The sequence below is a fragment of the Bacillus nakamurai genome, from assembly GCF_001584325.1.
Classification (GTDB): Bacteria; Bacillota; Bacilli; order Bacillales; family Bacillaceae; genus Bacillus; species Bacillus nakamurai.
Map to the genome: position 1 here is coordinate 1 of NZ_LSAZ01000023.1, position 17523 is coordinate 17523.

At 41.5% G+C, this 17523-nt stretch carries 16 protein-coding genes and 1 pseudogene; 4 read left to right on the forward strand and 13 right to left on the reverse strand.

Going from position 1 to position 17523, the window contains the following annotated elements:
* Together AXI59_RS20905 and AXI59_RS11915 are read right to left on the reverse strand one after the other, a co-directional pair.
* Positions 1-227 (reverse strand): hypothetical protein (locus AXI59_RS20905; protein WP_061528408.1); only part of this gene is annotated, 227 nt, incomplete at its 3' end.
* A gap of 174 nt (positions 228-401) precedes the next feature.
* Positions 402-1121: a YebC/PmpR family DNA-binding transcriptional regulator gene (locus AXI59_RS11915; protein ID WP_061520243.1), complete on the reverse strand. Its 720-nt coding sequence runs from the start codon at positions 1119-1121 to the stop codon at positions 402-404.
* 341 nt (positions 1122-1462) lie between these two features.
* On the opposite strand from AXI59_RS11915, the gene AXI59_RS11920 reads away from it, so the two are divergent.
* From AXI59_RS11920 to AXI59_RS20475, 3 genes and pseudogenes are all read left to right on the forward strand, one after another.
* The gene (locus AXI59_RS11920; protein WP_061528319.1) at positions 1463-3247 is read left to right on the forward strand and encodes a T7SS effector LXG polymorphic toxin; all 1785 of its coding nucleotides are present in this window, start codon (positions 1463-1465) and stop codon (positions 3245-3247) included.
* A gap of 12 nt (positions 3248-3259) precedes the next feature.
* Entirely contained in the window at positions 3260-3706 is a 447-nt protein-coding gene (locus AXI59_RS11925) for an SMI1/KNR4 family protein (protein WP_061528320.1), read from the forward strand.
* Positions 3707-3769: 63 nt separating this feature from the next.
* Positions 3770-3991: pseudogene (locus AXI59_RS20475) on the forward strand (TIGR01741 family protein); the annotation flags it as partial.
* Positions 3992-4153: 162 nt separating this feature from the next.
* On the opposite strand, the gene AXI59_RS11930 reads toward AXI59_RS20475, so the two are convergent.
* Genes AXI59_RS11930 through AXI59_RS11965 form a run of 8 tightly spaced genes read right to left on the reverse strand, consistent with a single transcriptional unit; the run spans position 4154 to position 10205 of the window.
* Positions 4154-5029, reverse strand: coding sequence for an ABC transporter permease (locus AXI59_RS11930; protein ID WP_061528321.1), 876 nt, complete (start codon positions 5027-5029; stop codon positions 4154-4156).
* Positions 5030-5986, reverse strand: a complete 957-nt coding sequence (locus tag AXI59_RS11935; protein ID WP_061520239.1) for an ABC transporter ATP-binding protein — start codon at positions 5984-5986, stop codon at positions 5030-5032.
* A 35-nt stretch (positions 5987-6021) separates the two neighbouring features.
* A complete protein-coding gene (gene fabG, locus AXI59_RS11940) occupies positions 6022-6735 on the reverse strand; it encodes a 3-oxoacyl-ACP reductase FabG (RefSeq protein WP_061528322.1) in 714 nt (237 codons plus the stop codon).
* Positions 6736-6745: 10 nt separating this feature from the next.
* Positions 6746-7696 (reverse strand): beta-ketoacyl synthase N-terminal-like domain-containing protein, encoded by a 951-nt coding sequence (locus AXI59_RS11945; RefSeq protein ID WP_061528409.1) that lies wholly within the window; start codon positions 7694-7696, stop codon positions 6746-6748.
* Between the two features lie 20 nt (positions 7697-7716).
* Positions 7717-8916, reverse strand: a complete 1200-nt coding sequence (locus AXI59_RS11950; protein WP_061520236.1) for a beta-ketoacyl-[acyl-carrier-protein] synthase family protein — start codon at positions 8914-8916, stop codon at positions 7717-7719.
* A 1-nt stretch (position 8917) separates the two neighbouring features.
* Positions 8918-9358, reverse strand: a complete 441-nt coding sequence (gene fabZ, locus AXI59_RS11955; protein WP_061520235.1) for a 3-hydroxyacyl-ACP dehydratase FabZ — start codon at positions 9356-9358, stop codon at positions 8918-8920.
* Position 9359: 1 nt separating this feature from the next.
* On the reverse strand, positions 9360-9623 hold the full coding sequence (locus AXI59_RS11960) for an acyl carrier protein (RefSeq protein WP_061528323.1): 264 nt from the start codon (positions 9621-9623) through the stop codon (positions 9360-9362).
* Between the two features lie 18 nt (positions 9624-9641).
* Positions 9642-10205 (reverse strand): N-acyl amino acid synthase FeeM domain-containing protein, encoded by a 564-nt coding sequence (locus tag AXI59_RS11965; protein ID WP_061520233.1) that lies wholly within the window; start codon positions 10203-10205, stop codon positions 9642-9644.
* Positions 10206-11165: 960 nt separating this feature from the next.
* On the opposite strand from AXI59_RS11965, the gene AXI59_RS11970 reads away from it, so the two are divergent.
* A complete protein-coding gene (locus tag AXI59_RS11970; protein WP_082791767.1) occupies positions 11166-11768 on the forward strand; it encodes a response regulator in 603 nt (200 codons plus the stop codon).
* An 18-nt stretch (positions 11769-11786) separates the two neighbouring features.
* On the opposite strand, the gene rlmD is transcribed toward AXI59_RS11970, so the two are convergent.
* From rlmD to AXI59_RS11985, 3 genes are all read right to left on the reverse strand, one after another.
* On the reverse strand, positions 11787-13181 hold the full coding sequence (rlmD, locus tag AXI59_RS11975) for a 23S rRNA (uracil(1939)-C(5))-methyltransferase RlmD (protein WP_061528324.1): 1395 nt from the start codon (positions 13179-13181) through the stop codon (positions 11787-11789).
* 56 nt (positions 13182-13237) lie between these two features.
* Positions 13238-14149, reverse strand: a complete 912-nt coding sequence (locus AXI59_RS11980) for a diacylglycerol kinase (RefSeq protein ID WP_061520231.1) — start codon at positions 14147-14149, stop codon at positions 13238-13240.
* Between the two features lie 153 nt (positions 14150-14302).
* Positions 14303-17449, reverse strand: coding sequence for an efflux RND transporter permease subunit (locus tag AXI59_RS11985; RefSeq protein ID WP_061528325.1), 3147 nt, complete (start codon positions 17447-17449; stop codon positions 14303-14305).
* Positions 17450-17523: the final 74 nt, after the last annotated feature.

The window sequence follows — 17523 nt, forward strand, 5'->3', positions numbered from 1 at the left end:
CCATAACCGCCATAGCCCCCGCCGTAACCGCCATAGCCCCCGCCATAGCCTCCGTAACCGCCGTAGCCGTAGCCCGGATATCCTCCAAAGCCCCCGTAACCGCCATAACCGAAGCCCGGATATCCTCCGAAGCCGCCATAGCCCCCGTAACCGTAGCCCGGGTAGCCTCCAAAGCCGCCGCCGCCAAACCCTCCGTAGCCTCCGTAAATCGGTCTTCTTTCATTCATAATTAATCGCTCCTTCACATAGGTTACAGTCTAACTTATGAGAATGGGAGCGAAACGTTTGGGCATCCGCCCATTTTACACAAAATAATAAAATAATCGCTGTACAGAGGTATGTGATACAGGCTCTCCGAATAAACAAATAGGCCGGAACATGTTCCGGCCTTCTGTCTGACTTTATTCGCCTAAATCTACGTTGTGGTAGACCTGCTGCACGTCTTCCAAATCCTCTAATACATCAATAAGCTTTTCAAACTGAGCTTTCGCCTCTTCCGGAAGCTCCACTTCATTTTGCGCCAGCATCGTCAGTTCGGCCACGGTGAATTCTTCAACGCCTGCATTTTTAAACGCCTCCTGCACGGCATGGAACTGGTCAGGCTCAGCATAAACGATGACACTGTCATCCTCTTCTAAAATATCACGGACGTCCACATCAGCTTCCATCAGCAGTTCAAGCGCTTCATCTGCCGATTTGCCCTCAACCCCGATAACAGCCGTCGCATCAAACATGTAAGCAACAGACCCGCTGACACCCATGTTTCCGCCGTTTTTCCCAAACGCAGCCCGCACTTCAGGCGCCGTCCGGTTCACGTTATTCGTCAAAGCGTCAACGATGATCATTGACCCGTTCGGCCCGAAGCCTTCATAACGCAGCTCGTCAAAATTCTCTTCCGAACCGCCCTTCGCCTTTTCAATCGCACGTTCAATGATGTTTTTCGGCACGCTGTACGTCTTAGCGCGCTCCAGCACCACTTTTAACGCTTGGTTTGACTCCGGATCAGGCTCGCCCTGTTTTGCCGCCACATAAATCTCACGGCCGAACTTCGCGTAAATCCGGCTGGTATTCGCGTCTTTTGACGCTTTCTTTTCTTTAATATTGTTCCATTTACGGCCCATTTTGTTCCACTCTCTTTCACAATTTGAATCTGTATGATAAATACTCTTTTTCTATTATACCTCAAGTGGTTTGGTTGTTTCGAGTGTAAGACGTTAGAAAAAGCAGGCAGCAGATTTTCCCTTGTCAAAATTACGGCGGAGCAGCCTGAAAATAAGCGAGCTGAACGTGTCATTACCGAACTCTGACTTTTGTATGTATTGTACAAAACATAACAATTCAGCATACAGGAATTAAGTCGCAAGCCAAAAGATTCATTTTACCTTCATTACCTATTTCCTACACTGCTCATCCGGCAACACGTGGTAAAATTTTGATATCGAACAAAAGAAAGGATATGGTCATGAACGTTTTCGAAGCAACCACCCTGCTTTCCGCCGCAAAGCAGCGGGCGGGCGAATACAAACAACTCCGCAGCCAAATGGCCAGCCTGAAAAAATCGTTCCAAGGCATGGCTGACCTCGGCGACAATGATTTCTCAGGCAAAGGTGCCGACAACATCAAAGCCTTTTTCCAGGACCACGCCGGCATCGCGGACAGCTGGCTCGAACTGATCGACATGAAAATCGCATTTCTCACAAGCCTTTCCGGAAAAGTCGAGGACGCCGGGCTATCCCATTCATATGTGGAAGAATCCTTTTTAGAGCATGAACTCACCCACGCACTGGAAAAGTCAAAAGCGATCATGGAAGAACAGAAAAAAGACATGCGCTCCATCTTAGGAGAAATTCAACACATCATCTCACTCGATCTCTTTTCCACCGAAAACGCAGATCACCAGCTTTCGGCGGCTGACAAAAAAAGAAACGATACGATACATAAACTCGGCAGGCTCGATCACGATTTAACCGCAGAATACACAGAAACCGAAGCAAATGAACATTTCATTCAAGCAGATTTTCAACAACTCCAAAACGCCACAGGCAAAGGAAAAAGCGCCACCCCGATCAACTACAACGCCAAGGCGTACAGGGAAAGCGACATTCATCAGAAAAAAGATGAGATTGCAAGGCACTCGCAGGCTTATCTTGCGATGAAGAAGGAAGAAGCGAGAGAGCGTGAGATTGACAAACTAAAAGAAAGACTCAAAAACTGCGACTATGCGAATGCCGATGAGTTCTACTCAATGGCCAAAACAATCGGTTACAAAAACCTCACAAAAGAACAGCAGCGATACTTTACGCAAATTGAAAACACGCGTGAACTCACTGACGGTTTCAAGGGGGTTGCCGTCGGTCTTTATGATTCAGGCAAAGACGCGGTCACAGGCCTGTGGGATATGATCACAGATCCGGGCGGAACCGTTGAAGCCATTACCGGAGCAGTGGCTCACCCTATCAAAACGTATGAAGCCATTTCAGCCGCAATCGAGGATTCGTATCAAAAAGACATGGTCAACGGTGACACCTATTCACGGTCAAGATGGGTGACATACGCCATAGGCACTGTTGTGACGTCTATCGTCGGAACAAAAGGTGCGGGCGTTATCATGAAAGCTGATGCAGCAGGGAAAGTCACAGCGAAAGTAGGAAAAGCGGGACAAAAACTGAAAGAGGTCTCAATCAAAGATTTATTGCCTTATAATCCCCGGTACGATGTTGTTCCCGTTGGGGGAGTTCCTTATAATGTAGTAAATAGCGCAGGGTTAAAAAATGAACTGTTTATGGCTGCGAAAAGATTACCTGATGAGAGCAGAAAACCATTTATCGGAAGAAACATAAGTGTCCCCTGGATAAATAAAGAAAAATATAATGCTGTTGAGATTGAAGGAAAAGTCAAATCTAAAGGGAAAGTTAAAGATGTTAGTCGAAAAGTGTATACGTTAAAAGACATTGATATCAATCAAAAAAACCGTAAAGGCCAAACAAATCTCCAACTAATGAAACTCGGGAATGCGCCTTTTGCTAAAGATGGTACACAAATAAACCTTCATCATCTAATTCAAGAAGAGCCAGGTACAATGGTTGAAATACCAGAAAGCCTTCATAAAAAATATCATACCATTCTTCATGGTTTAAAAGAAAATGGTGAAAGTTTTAGAAATGACCCCATTCTTGAAACGCAGTATAAAAATTTCAGAAAAAGGTATTGGAAATGGAGAGCAAAACAATTTGAAAATCAGGAGTAAGAGGTGTGTTATATGAATTACTCAAAAATAGAAAAATTTTTCGAAGAAAACAAAGAATATACGATTCTAACCGGAGGAGTCACCGAAGATCAAATCAGTGAAATAGAAGAGAATCTCAACGTGTCACTCCCTGAAAGTTACAAATGGTTTCTAATGACTTACGGTTCAGGTGGAGCTTTTGGAACTATGATACTGGGTTATGATTCTTGTGGAGCTGATGTTGTCGAGCAGACCAATGATTATAGAAAATTTTACGGCCTTGCTGATGGACTCGTTGTCATAGAATATGTAGATGAATTCTCTTATTGTCTTGATACCAATAAAATGACAGATGGCGAATGTCCAGTAGTTTTATGGGATAATAACGATGGGTACGGTCGTACTGTATCTGATAGTTTTTTGGAGTTTTTTATTGAAGAGCTTCATGAATCTAAAGACAACTGGGAAGAAGATGAATAGCAGAATGACTAAAGAAGGCTCTCTTTTTTGAGGGCTTTTTTGTTGCCATGATAACACAGACCACTTGAGGATATTCTCCCCTATCATCCTCGCCATGACGTGGTATCGGCGGGGAGGAGTTCCTTACAACGCAGTCAACAGCAGCAGTTTAGTGAAGCACTACAAGCGTTCGCCTAAGTGGTGCTGCCGAAACCGTACGGAACTTTCTCCACAGGAAGAAGAACACCTGCACTGCCGGTAAGATTAAATACAGTGAGCAATTTAGCAAAATGGAGCAGAAAAAGGGCTTAAATTTTCAGAAGAAGAAAAGAATTTTTAGCACACTATCTCGAACAAAATAATCATTTACTAAACCCAAACTCCTTTTTTAGACTCCTCCCCATCAAAACAGGCAGCATCCAGTAAACAGATGCTGCCTTTTAAATCGTTATGTATAGACAAAAGAGGTCATTTATTTTGTTTTTTAAATATGAAAATAGATATGACGGTAAAGATAACAGCTGTTATGACAATTACCCACAAACTTGACGCCGTACTGATAAAATGGCCGTTTAACTTGTAGACAATGCCATAATGTTTTTCATATTCTTGTATTTGGTCTGCGGTGGCATTTTTAAACACCTTATCAATCGAGTCTGTCATAAACGCTTTTCTGAACAGAACAGCGGTATGGCTGATAGGGAAGTACATAATAATCTTTTGTACAAACGTCGGTACGCCGCCGATCGGCACATACACACCGCACAAAAAACCGATCGCTGTTCCGACAATCGTACTTAGTGTTGAAAAGGCATTTTGTGTGTGAATAAAAAGAGTTAAGAATAAATTAATTGAACTTGAAAGAGCAACCGAAAGAATAATGATGCCCAATACTTCAAGCATGCCGGCACCGCTCAATATGTTGCTGCCTGTAGAAACAAGAAAAATTTCACACCCCAAAAAGGCAATGAAAGAAAAGATCAAGCCGATGACAAACGAATGAATGACATAGCTCAATTGAATTGTCGCTCTCGATAAAGGAGCTGTTAAGAAATCATACGTTCTTTTGCTTTCTTTATCTTTGACCATGATTCCAAATGCACCGAGTGTGGTTGTTACAGCTGTAATGGATAGTAATCCGGCAACCATCCACTCATTCACCATTGCTTTGGAATCATCTGTCGAACCCACCAATACTTTTATGGCATCCAGCTGTGTCTGCTGTAAAAATACCGCGTATAACAGAATGACGATAAATACTGACAAAAGAGAAAGAAGTAAAAGGGTCCGGTCACGGAAGTAGATTTTAATATTTCTGCTGATTAAACTGGATAAAGACTTCATTTACGCGATACTCCCCTTCTGCTCTGACAAAGTGCTCCCTTTTTCTTCGATAATATTGATAAAGACATCATCCATATTCCCTTTAATGACCTCAAAGGATTCTACTTGTCCTTCCAGGCTTTTTAAAATCTCAAAAGCATCGAGAGTGGATTCTAAACGAAGGGAGTAAATCGAGTTTTTTACCGTGTAGGCTAATTGTTTATTTTTAAACCATGCTGTCGGATCAAAGTCCGGTTGAAAAATGATATGCAAACTGTCAAACGCATATTGATCTTTCAGCTGGCTCGGTGTGCCTTCTGCAATCAAGCGGCCTTCTTTAATAACCACTACCTGATCAGCTACAGCGGCTTCCTCCATGTAATGCGTGGTTAAAAAGATGGTCATGTTTGTTTCTTCCTGCAGCCTTTTAATCGCGCTCCAAACAAATACCCTTGTTTGCGGGTCAAGACCTGTGGTAGGCTCATCCAAAAATAAAATGGCCGGTTTATGTATAATAGCTCGGGCGATATCTGCTCTTCTTCTTTGCCCTCCTGATAAATCGCTGTATTTTTTCTCTTTAATGTCATCTAATTTTAAATAATCCGAGACAAACTGATAGTTTTCCTGAACTTGCGTTTTGCTTAAATGATAATATTGCCCGCGATTCATAATATTTTCGTAAACAGTTAATCGTTCGTCCAATATACTCTCTTGAAAAACAACCCCGATTTTCTTGCGGATATGATTATTCTCTTTCCCCTCACCAAGCGTAAAACCGTCAATCACAACTTTTCCGGATGTCTTTTTAATCAACGTACAGAGGATATCAATCGTAGTTGATTTCCCTGCACCGTTTGTCCCCAGAAACGCAAACAGCTCACCTCTTTTCACAGAAAAGGATACCCCTTTAACTGCTTCAAATGATCCATATTTTTTTCGCAGATCTGTTACTGTAATGATTTCTTGTTCTTCTCCCATTCTGTTCACCTCGAAAGTAAGATTACTAAATTATGCTAGATTGATAAGCCTCCGTCAACAGTAATCATTTGTCCAGTAATGTATTTGGATCCATTTTCTGAAAGAAAAAGAGCTAATTCACTTACATCATCTGGGCTGCCTAAATGCTGCATGGGAATCAGGTTCACCAATCGATTTTCATCTAAATTACTAGTCATATCTGATTCTATAAAACCTGGGCAAATGGCATTGACTCTTACATTATACTTAGCCATCTCTTTCGCCAAAGTTTTTGTTAGTCCATTAATTCCGGCTTTTGCTGCACTATAATTGGTCTGGCCTTCAATACCTTTCATACCTGATACAGAAGACATATTAATAATTGAGCCATTACCTTGATTGATCATATATTTTGAGACAAATTTACAACAGTTAAAGGTGCCATTCAAGTTCGTATTGATTACATCTTGCCAGGACCTTTGATTCATAAATGTAATTGTTTTATCTTTATTAATTCCTGCATTATTAATCAAACAGTCTATTCGGCCATGTGTGTCATAAATTTTTTCAATACATTCTTTCACTTGAGTATAATCTCTAACATCGACTTTTACAGCTGTTGTTGTAGGACATTTTTCTTCAATTAATCTAGCCTTTTCAACATTCCCCAAATATGTAAAGTAAACCAAATAATCATTTTGGTGAAATTTTTTAATAATTGATTGTCCTAAATCTCCCGTGCCACCCGTTATAATGACTAGTTTTTTCATAATTTAACCCTCAATTATTCAATGAATTTATTTTTATCATACTATCATTTCCAACTTCATTTGTTTCAATAATTAATGTTTCACCTTTTAACTCTAGAGAGACCATTAATTTTAAGAAACCCGATAATGCATTTGAAGTTCCAATACTTCTAGAAATATTTAAAATATTTACGTCATTAGAAAGATCTCTGCTTTTTAAATAATCAAAAATGATTTTGTCATTACGATTGTTTGACCCATAAATAAGGTTTTTTGTTTGTCCCACTTTTAATTCTTTTTCTAAGTTGAAAATGATCTTGTCTCTATTATCTTCGGTATGTTGGAAGCTGTTAATTTTATCAATGTTAGAATAAGAATCTTCACTTTTTTTTATAATAAACGAAATAGCACCTGTAACCGCGTTAACCTGTTCTTGAAGATTGCCTAAATGGTAGATAGAGCCTTCTTCATTTCCCTCAACAGCTGTCACAATGGCAACATCAATAACATCATTGTTTATATAAGAAGCTGCCATTTTTAAAGCGTCTATTCCAGATAAGTTTCCTGAAATCACAGTAGAATTCAAACCGGTTATGCCATAAACAATGGAAGCCCATCCAGAGATGTTATTTAAAACGGAACTAGAAAATTTAACCGGACTAACAAAGTCTGGAGAGGCTTCATATACATCTGTCATAAAATGATACGCAGCATCCATGGGATTCAAAGTACTGCCTACAAAAACACCTATTCTTTCTGAAGAATACTCACTGTACATACTCCCTGCATCAGCTATTGCCTCACTTATTGAAGCAATAGCTAGATTAGTTGCTTTTGTGAGTGAACGAAGGCCTTTATATTTAATGTACTTTTTTACGTCAAAATTCTCCGGCTCTAATATACCTTTTAATTCCATTTTATTTTTTATGCTTTCAACGCTTATTTTTTCAGAAAGAACTTTACCTCTTCCAATAATATTCATTTTAATACTCATCTCCATTTTTAACAATCGTCTCTGAATTTCTTAAAAATGATGCTGGAATTGGCGCCGCCAAAAGCATATGAATTGTTCATTGCATACTCAATAGGAAATGACCTTTTTCTATTTGGAATGCAATCAACATCACAGTTTTCATCCTTTAGTTCAAAATTTATCGTCGGAGGTGCAATATCCTCTTTTACAGCGTTACAACATACAATTGCTTCCAATAAACTTGCAGCTCCCATAGAATGACCGATCATGGACTTAATTGAACTCATCGGTACTTTTTTATTAAATAATTGATTAACTGCAAAAGACTCCGCCTTATCATTTGCTTGGGTACCTGTCCCATGAGCACTAATGTAATTCACATCGTCAGCCGTAATATTAGCTTTTTCTATGGCCTTTTTCATGGCCTGTATTATTCCGGTTGAATTGGGATGAGGCGCAGTAATATGATAGGCATCGCATGAAACACCATAACCTTTAATTTCTGCCAAAATATTGGCTCCTCTATTTTTGGCGTGCTCTAATTCCTCTAACACTAGGCACCCTGCCCCTTCAGCAACTAGCATACCATCTCTGTGAGCATCAAATGGTTTACATTCTTTTGAGGCAATAGCTTTCAATCTGTTAAACCCATAATAAGCGATAGTCGAGAAAGGATCTTCTCCTGCTGTAAAACAAATGGATTGTTCCCCGCTCCTTATTTTTTCATAACCTTGAATAATCGCATAATTACCTGCAGAACAGGCATTTGCAACAAGCATTGTCTCTCCCTGTAAATTGAATTCTCTGCATGCGTTAGCCAATAATGTATGTAAAAAATCTTGGTCTAAAAGATTTTGGGAACTCGTCTCTCCCAAATGGCGATTATAGTCAGTTGTTTCAATAGCAATTTCACCCATTGTAGTTCCAACATATAAATCTGCCTTCTTATATGTTTCAAGATTCAAGTTAGCACTTTTGATAGCATCATACATACTAGCAATTAATAATTGAGAACCTCTGCCTATAGACTTATGATCATTGACTTTGATATATTCAGAAGCATCAAAATCATGGATTTGCCCTCCAAATTTTGGATCTAATAATTGGAGTCCCTCTTTTTGAATAGGGGTGATACCAGATTCCCCACTCAAACAAGATTCCCAAAAGTCTTTAGAATTAAGGCCTATTGAAGTAATTGCTCCCGTACCTGTTACTACAACTCTTTTCAAATTATTCATCTCCCACAAGCGTAAAGGTCAATTCTCCGAATGCACACCTAACACCGTCTACTTTTACTTCAGCTTTAACAATAGCAGCCTTACTTATTTTCTTTATTATATTTAAAGTAATAATCATCTGATCTCCAGGAACTATAGGCTTCTTAAATTTCACATTTGTGTGATAAAGAAGGGGGAGAGTTTCATCTGATTCACTTGAATGATCATTATGTGAGAACAAAAGAATAGCTGTTTGTGCAATAGCTTCTGTTATATATACTCCTGGGAAGATCTTTTTATTAGGAAAATGCCCTTGGAAACACGGCTCATTTCCAGTAACATTTTTTATAGATGTTATGTTAGTTTCACTAATCTCTATGACTCTATCTACCATCACAAAAGGATATCTTTGCGGTAATATCTCTAAAACATCATCGTGCGACAATAAGTTCATGTTATTTTTCCTTTAGTCTTTCTTCAATAATCAAAATAATATTATTTACTGTTGTAAACTTCTGCAGTTCCTCTTCCGATATTTTTATTTGAAACTCTTTTTCAACACTGGCTAAAATCTCCAAAGCCATCATTGAATCAGCATCTAGTTCTTCTACCAGATCGGTATCATCTTTTATTTCTTCAGGCTCAACCTCAAGAATTTCCGCAATCATTCCGATTAATTTTTCTTTTTTCTCTACGCTTATTAATGTTTCCAGACTCATTTAAATCCATCCCTTTCATTATATATACTCTGAAACATTTACTACCTTTTCACTTACTTTCATCACATCAAGTTTCATAGGACACTGATATGATTTCCCTCTATATAGTTTGAAATCACCAATCTGTGAAAACCCTATTTTTTCATATATTTTTTTTGATTTTTCTCTGCTCTGTAAGAGGAGATGCGTAATTTTTTCAGAGATAATGATATCTTTTACCTTATCAAATAAGAGATTCATTACTTTGCCCTTCATAGAGATCGTACTAGTAAAAGGAGTGTCTAAAACGACTAATCTCATAACCTCTGCACAATTTTCACCTTCTTTCGGGGCTAAGTTGTGCGTTTTTTCAACCTCTAATAATTCATCCTCTTGCTTTACAATTAAGGTCATAAATCCTACTAATAAATGACCTTCATAACATCCAATTTGATATGCATGCTCATCAGATTGATCCTTTAGTAAACCGTCTTTATAGTTTTCAGCAGGTACTGATTTTTCTTGGTCTACAAAAATTTTATATCTCATTGAGTACAGTTCATTTTTTTCTTCTTCTGTTTCTAAAATTTTAACTTCTAGCAAAATTTCCCCTCCTTTAGCGGTTTGTTTTCTGGTGCTTATTCGTTAAATGGAACCATTTCATAAGACATAAAGAATTAAAACAGAAAAATCCGATTATCAGTAGTTAAAGAAATTCTAAGTTTTTAATTTACTGACATGCAGTTTTATTTCATACACTGTCCGCTCCTATAAAGGATTTAACTTTTCAACTGGCGTGTTACTTCATTCAATGCATTTAGATTCATGATATTCTAATGATTAGTTTTCTTAGAAACAGCAGATGTAAACGCCTTCAGGTAATTATATGGGTTCCTGCATAGATTCTGTCTCAATAACCTGTAACTTTGCAGTTGATTACGTCCAGAGCGATAGCTTCTTTTGGAAACAATCTTTTGAATTCGGAATATGTAATCCTCTTCATAATCACCTTTCAGTATTTTATTTTTTCAGCAAACATCATTCCATTAGGTCAAATTACCTTAATATAACCAATATTTTCTTCTCTACTTAAAAATATCAAAATATAGGCATAAGCAAATCCGTATATCCCGCCAACAAATTGGCGGAATCGCGCCTATTTATTGGCGAAAAAACATATAAATATTTTTATACAACTGAATTTATTGATTTATTGATTACAGTCGTAACAGTGAAGATGTATAAACTTTGATCAAGAGAGGAAAATCAACCTTTTAAAGTCATTAAGGTACAAATGCAGCAGGGGAAAAATATGTTTCAGTTAGTAAAAATTCACCATTTTTTCTTCGAGAATATCTAGATTAAAGGGAGAAAAGACGATATACTATCTTAGAAGTGTTGAGTAAAAGGTATGATTTTCAATGCGGCAGACTCTTATTTTGCATTCAGACTCATACCGAATTCAATTTAATCCAAAAGAGCCGAACAACTACATAATAATCGTTCAAAATTGATATAAACACAATTGTTATCTTACTTTGCCTATGGAATGGAGTAAATCAATTGAAAATCAAAGTATTGCTGTTAGATGATCATATAATGGTATTACAGGGTATTAAACAATTATTAGAGCAGGATAAAGATATTGAAGTAGTTGGTGCTTTATCAGAGCCAGCAGATCTTCATAACAAAATTATCTGTACCCGCCCAAATGTCCTGATTATTGATATTAGAATGAAATCTTTCAATGGCATTATTTTAACAAAAACAATTAAGGAAACATTTCCGGAACTCAAGGTAGTTGTTTTGTCAGGATATGATTATGATGAATATATAACAGCAGCCTATAAAGCAGGTGCAAATGCTTATGTAAGGAAGGAAAGTTCAATTAATGAACTGGTCGCTGCTGTAAAACAATCTTACGCGGACAACCGAATATTCCCTACGCTCATTTTAAACCTTGCAGGTGAGAGCCTTACTCAGAAAGAACGAGAAGTGTTGAAGCTAATAGCAGAGGATAAAACAAATATGGAGATCAGTACTGAATTAACGATTAGTAAAAGAACCGTAGAACGTCACATTTCTTCCATTATTCAGAAGCTGGAAGCCAATTCAAGGGTCGGCGCTGTTGTGAACGGAATGAAACAGGGACTATTGAATGTATAAATAGAAGCAGGTCATCCCTCATCGGGACCCTGCTTCTTCTTTTAAAACCAGCTGCGCCACACACTCCACATGATTCGTATGCGGAAACATATCCACCGGCTGCACTTCAAGCGTCGTGTATCCGCCGTCCTCAAGCACCCGCAAATCCCTCGCAAGCGTCCCAGGATTACAAGACACATACACCACCCGCTTCGGCTTCATCTCGATGATCGTCCGCAGGAGCGCTTCGTCGCAGCCTTTTCTTGGCGGGTCGACGACAAGCGTATCGGCCGTGATGCCTTCTTCATACCATTTCGGAATGACGGTTTCCGCTTCTCCGACGGCGAATTCGGCGTTTGTGATGCCGTTTAGCTCAGCGTTGCGTTTGGCGTCTTCAATTGCTTCCGGGACGATTTCTACGCCGTATACTTTTTTCGCCTGCTTCGCTAAGAAGAGAGAAATGGTTCCGATGCCGCAGTAGGCGTCGATGACGGTTTCTTCTCCTTGCAGCTCGGCGTATTCGAGCGCTTTGTCGTAGAGTACTTTTGTCTGTTCCGGGTTGACCTGGTAGAACGATCTGGCGGAGATGGCGAATTTGACGTCTCCGATGAGGTCGTAGATGTATTCTTCGCCCCAGATGACGTTTGTTTCGTTCCCAAAGATCACGTTTGTTTTACTTGGATTGATGTTTTGCACGATGGATTTGACGTGCGGAAATTTGGCCGTGATGTCTTCGATGATCTTCGCCTTGTGCGGGAAGTCGTTTGTTCTGGTGATGAAGACGATCATCATTTCGCCCGTGACGACACCGTATCTGACCATGATGTGGCGGAGCCAGCCTTTGTGGCGTTCTTCATTGTAGGCTTTGACGCCGTATATTGCGCAAATGTCTTTGACGGCTTGGACGGCTTCGTCGTTTTTGGATTGCTGGATGAGGCAGGCGCTCATGTCGATGATGTCATGGCTTCTTTGCTGATAGAACCCTGCGACGAGTCCGCCTTCCCTTTCTCCGACCGGAACCTGTGCTTTGTTTCTGTAATTCCACGGGTCTTCCATGCCGAGTGTCGGGTGCACCGTAACGTTGGACAGATCCAGCTTGCCGATGCGTTCCAGTACGTCTTTAACTTGTTTCTGCTTAAACAACAGCTGGCCTTCGTATGTCATATGCTGAAGCTGGCAGCCGCCGCATTGCTTGTAAATCGGGCACGGGGCGTCCGTTCTGTGCGGGCTTTCTTCTTTCAGCTCCATGAGGCGTCCGAAAGCGAAGCCTTTTTTGACGCGTGTCACTTTGATCTGGGCTTTTTCTTCCGGGAGGGCGTTCGGTACGAAGATCGGGAATCCTTCGACTTTTGCGACGCCTGCTCCTTCGTGTGTCAAGTCTTCGAAGACGACATCATAGTATTCGTTTTTTTCCACTGGCGGTTTGATTTTCATGTTTGTTCACCTCTTCTGTTAAGCAAGAAAAACTTGGCCGTGCAGGGCCAAGTTTTTTAATCATCCAGCTGTTCCGCTTTTTCCTTCGGCATGACGACGTGAATGTGGCGGTACAGATTCACGAATTCGCCCGGCAGCATGCCGCCGTACTCGCCGTCCAGATTCAGCTGCATCTTTTCTGACACATTGACTTTCACGCGGTTCGCTTTTGTATAAATAATGTGCTGATCGTTAATATGATCGCCTCTGAGCGCCATGCTCGCGACTCTGATAAATTCGGCGAGATTGGCTTTCTTTAAAATAATTAAATCAAACATGCCGTCATTCAGGCTGGAATCAGGGGCAAGCTTCTCGAATCCGCCGACCGAGTTGGTCAGCGTCACTAAAAACAGCATGATTTCGCCTTGGAACAGCTTGCCGTCATATTCAATCTCGACCTCTGTCGGACGGAGTGAAGGCAGCATCTCCATTCCTTTTAAATAATAAGCAAGCTGGCCGAGCATTGTTTTCAGTTTGCTTGGCACATCATACGTCAGCTCCGTTAAGCGGCCACCGCCGGCAATATTGATAAAATATTGTCCGTTGACCTGGCCGATGTCAATCGGGCGGGCGACGCCGTTAATGACGGTGTCAGCGGCGTTCAGTATGTTCTCTCTCGGGATGCCGAGCGCTCTGGCGAAGTCATTTGTCGTGCCGACCGGGATGATGCCGAGTGTCGGACGTTTGTCTAAAGGCGCCAGTCCGTTGACGACTTCATTAATCGTTCCGTCTCCGCCGGCGGCGATAATCAGGTCAAACTCCCGCAATGCGGCTTCTTTTGCGGCATGAGTCGCGTCTCCGGCGCATGTGGTGGCATGGGTGGAGGTTTCATAACCGGCTTGTTCAAATTTTTGCAGGACCTGGGCAAGATTTTTCTTAAAAAGCTCCCGTCCAGAAGTTGGATTATATATTATGCGTGCACGTTTCATTATCTCATCATCCTACTTAAGAGTATCCGATCCATTATTAACACTAACAACCTTTAATTATACTATGAGTTGAGAAAATCGCAACAATATGTACAGGATTTGGCAGAAGAAAAAAAGGCCCCGGCTCCGTTTAAGGAGCCAAGGCCCGCTGTCTTACTCTTCTTCTGTTCCAGGTTTTTTCTTACGGAATTTCGCCAATACTTCATATACGATCGGCACAATCAGAAGGGTAAGCAAGGTCGAACTGATTAAACCGCCGATAACGGTGACACCGAGTCCTTTAGAGATGACCTGGCTTCCGCCTTCAAAGCCCAATGCCAATGGAAGCAGGGCGCCGATTGTCGCAATCGCCGTCATCAGAATCGGACGCAATCTCGTAGAGCCGGCTTCAAGCAGCGCTTCTCTCGTTGATAAGCCTTCCGCTTCCTTATGGATGACGCGGTCAATTAAGACAATCGCATTTGTGACGACGATCCCGATCAGCATGAGCATACCGATCATGGCGTTCAGACTGACCGTCTCTCCCGATACATACAGTCCGACTAGTGCGCCGATGACCGTAAACGGAAGCGAGAACAGAATCGCAAACGGCGCCAATGCTCCGCCGAAGGTAATCACAAGAACAAGGTAAACGATCGCAACTGCGGCAAGCATCGCTAAACCGAGTTTCGTAAAGGAATCCGCGATATCTGCAGATACACCGCCGGTATCAATCGATACATTGTCCGGCAGATCCAGCTTGTCAACTTTCTTTTGAACAGCTGCGGATACTTTCGTTACGTTGTCAGACGTGACCTCTGCCGTTACGTCAGCGTATACCTTGCCGTCGCGTCTGGAGACTGTATCTGAAGTCGAGCCGTTTTTCACTTTCGCCACATCGCCGATTTTTACTTCTTGGCCTGCAGGCGATGTGATCGTTTTATCCTCTAATTCTTTCACACTCTTATACTGGTCTTTTTCAGTCTGAATGTTGACGTCAAGCTCTTTGCCGTCTTTTTTCACAGTGGTGAGCGGCGACTGTGACGTTTGTGACATGAGAGCCTGGGAGATTTGCGAAGCCGTTAAGCCGAGCTTGCTGAGCTTCTCCTGGTCAGCCACGAACGTGTACTCATCATATGTGCTGGAAAGGCCTGAATTTACGTTTTTCAGATCCTTTTGCTTTTTCATGATGTCTTCGATGTCCTTAACCGTGCCTTTAATATCAGACTCTGAATCTCCGTACACATAATACGTCAATTCATTGTTGTTGCCCGATGAGCTGAAATTTTGTGTTTTCCATTCGCCGCGGCTGGATGTTTTCTTAATTTCATTTAAGACATTGTCTTTTTCTTTGTCAAAATCAGGCGTGTCCTCCTCGTATTTCACATAGAACAATGCGCCGTTTGAGCTTCCGCCGAGCGGGCTCTGGGAACCTAATGAATATTGAACCGTATCGACATGTTTGCGTTTCAGCAGCAGGTCTTCAGCTTTTTGCGCAGCTTTTTCCGCTTCGCTTTTCGTTTCGCCCGGTTCAGGCGTATATGTGAGCTGCATCGTTTTGTCTGCTCCTGACGGCAGGTAGCTCGCGCCGATCAGCGGTACGAGGAACAAACTTCCGACAAGCATCAGAACCGCGATGATGGATGTAATCCATTTATGGCTTAAAGACCAATTCAGCACATTTTTATAGAAATTGGCCAGTCTGCCGGGCTTATGCTCTTTCGCTTTAACAGGCGCGCCTGTGAGCGATTTTTTGAATAAGCTGTGCGCCAGCATCGGCACCAATGTGATCGAAATCAACAGTGATGCGGCAAGCGCAAAGACGATGGTTAATGCAAACGGCATAAACAATTGCCCGATCTGTCCGCCGACCATGGCAAGCGGCAGGAATACGGCAATCGTAACGATCGTTGAAGACATGATCGGTTTGAACATTTCCTTCGTCGCTTCACGAACCAATTGCTTACCGCGTAAAGGTTCATCTTTAAGCCTCATACGGCGGTAAATATTTTCAATGACGACAATGGAGTCATCGACCACCCGTCCGATGGCGACCGTCATCGCCCCGAGCGTCATAATGTTTAATGTCACATCAAGCTGCTTGAGCACAAGGAGTGCGATCAAGAGTGATAATGGAATGGAAATGATAGAGATCAGCGTTGATTTAATATCTCTTAAGAATAAGAGAATGATCACGACCGCAAAGATCGCGCCGAAAATCGCTTTGCTTAACATCGTGTCCACTGACTCTGTAATCGGCTCTGCCATATCAAGCGTCGAGCTGTACTTGAACCCTTTATGGTCTTTTTTGTATTGCTTCAGTTCATCTTTTATCGCATCGGCCACTTCTACCGTGTTGGCATCATTTGCTTTTACGATGTTGATGCCGATGCTGTCTTTTCCGTTCGTGCGGGAAATGGATTCTGCTTTTTTCACGTCTTTAATATCTGCAATGTCAGAAAGCTTGACTGTCGGCACCTCTGTGCTCGCGCTTTGCTGTGCCTGTTGTGCTGCCTGCGCGCCTGCTGCTGACGATGCGCCTGCTCCGGATGCCGCACTGCTTGATGAGCCTGCAGCTGACGTGACCGGAATTCTCATATCTTTTAAATCTTTAATTGACGTAATATTGCCGTTAACGACAACGGATTTTTCTTTGTTGCCAAACGTGTACAGCCCAAGCGGCGTGTTGACGTCAGAGCCTTGGATCACTTTCTTGACGGTATCTTCATCAAGTCCGTACTCTTTCATTTTTTTGTCTTTGAAAGAGAATTCCACTTGCTCTTCCTGCTGTCCTGAAACTTGTACAGAGGCGACGCCTTGGATTCCTTCAAGTTTAGGGACAAGAGTGTTTTCCACGTTTTTGGTCAGATCTTCAAGCGAGCTCTTATCGCTTGTCACACTGAGCGTCAAAATCGGGAATGAATTCACGCTGAAGCGGGAAATGTCAGGTTTCTTCGCGTCATCAGGAAGGCTGACATTATCCAATGCGTCAGAGACCTCGTTTTTCGCCTTGTCCATATCCTTTTCATAATCATATTCAATCATGACCGATGATACGTTTTCAGAGGAAGTGGACGATACTACGCTTACTCCTTCTAAATTTTGCACGGCCTGTTCAATCGGTTTCGTCACTTCATCCGCAACTTGACTCGGAGCAGCTCCGGGATAAGTCGTATTTACTGAGAGGTAGGGCATGTTTACGTCCGGTATGGATTCCTGCTTCATATTCAGACCGGCATACAGCCCAGCTACAGTAACGATAATCGTCATCAGCCAAACCGCGAATTTATTCTTCAGTACAAAGTTAATAATGTGGTTCATCGTATCCTCCGTTATTTTTTATTGACTGACTGGTCATTCTATATAATACTAAACGGTATAACTCAACATCGTCA

What these genes read in the sequence shown, in the direction of transcription:
- AXI59_RS11915 (WP_061520243.1), bottom strand. Translation starts at nt 1,121, where the DNA reads ATGGGCCGTAAATGGAACAATATTAAAGAAAAGAAAGCGTCAAAAGAC.
- AXI59_RS11920 (WP_061528319.1), top strand. Translation starts at nt 1,463, where the DNA reads ATGAACGTTTTCGAAGCAACCACCCTGCTTTCCGCCGCAAAGCAGCGG.
- AXI59_RS11925 (WP_061528320.1), top strand. Translation starts at nt 3,260, where the DNA reads ATGAATTACTCAAAAATAGAAAAATTTTTCGAAGAAAACAAAGAATAT.
- AXI59_RS11930 (WP_061528321.1), bottom strand. Translation starts at nt 5,029, where the DNA reads ATGAAGTCTTTATCCAGTTTAATCAGCAGAAATATTAAAATCTACTTC.
- AXI59_RS11935 (WP_061520239.1), bottom strand. Translation starts at nt 5,986, where the DNA reads ATGGGAGAAGAACAAGAAATCATTACAGTAACAGATCTGCGAAAAAAA.
- fabG (WP_061528322.1), bottom strand. Translation starts at nt 6,735, where the DNA reads ATGAAAAAACTAGTCATTATAACGGGTGGCACGGGAGATTTAGGACAA.
- AXI59_RS11945 (WP_061528409.1), bottom strand. Translation starts at nt 7,696, where the DNA reads ATGAATATTATTGGAAGAGGTAAAGTTCTTTCTGAAAAAATAAGCGTT.
- fabZ (WP_061520235.1), bottom strand. Translation starts at nt 9,358, where the DNA reads ATGAACTTATTGTCGCACGATGATGTTTTAGAGATATTACCGCAAAGA.
- AXI59_RS11960 (WP_061528323.1), bottom strand. Translation starts at nt 9,623, where the DNA reads ATGAGTCTGGAAACATTAATAAGCGTAGAGAAAAAAGAAAAATTAATC.
- rlmD (WP_061528324.1), bottom strand. Translation starts at nt 13,181, where the DNA reads ATGAAAATCAAACCGCCAGTGGAAAAAAACGAATACTATGATGTCGTC.
- AXI59_RS11980 (WP_061520231.1), bottom strand. Translation starts at nt 14,149, where the DNA reads ATGAAACGTGCACGCATAATATATAATCCAACTTCTGGACGGGAGCTT.
- AXI59_RS11985 (WP_061528325.1), bottom strand. Translation starts at nt 17,449, where the DNA reads ATGAACCACATTATTAACTTTGTACTGAAGAATAAATTCGCGGTTTGG.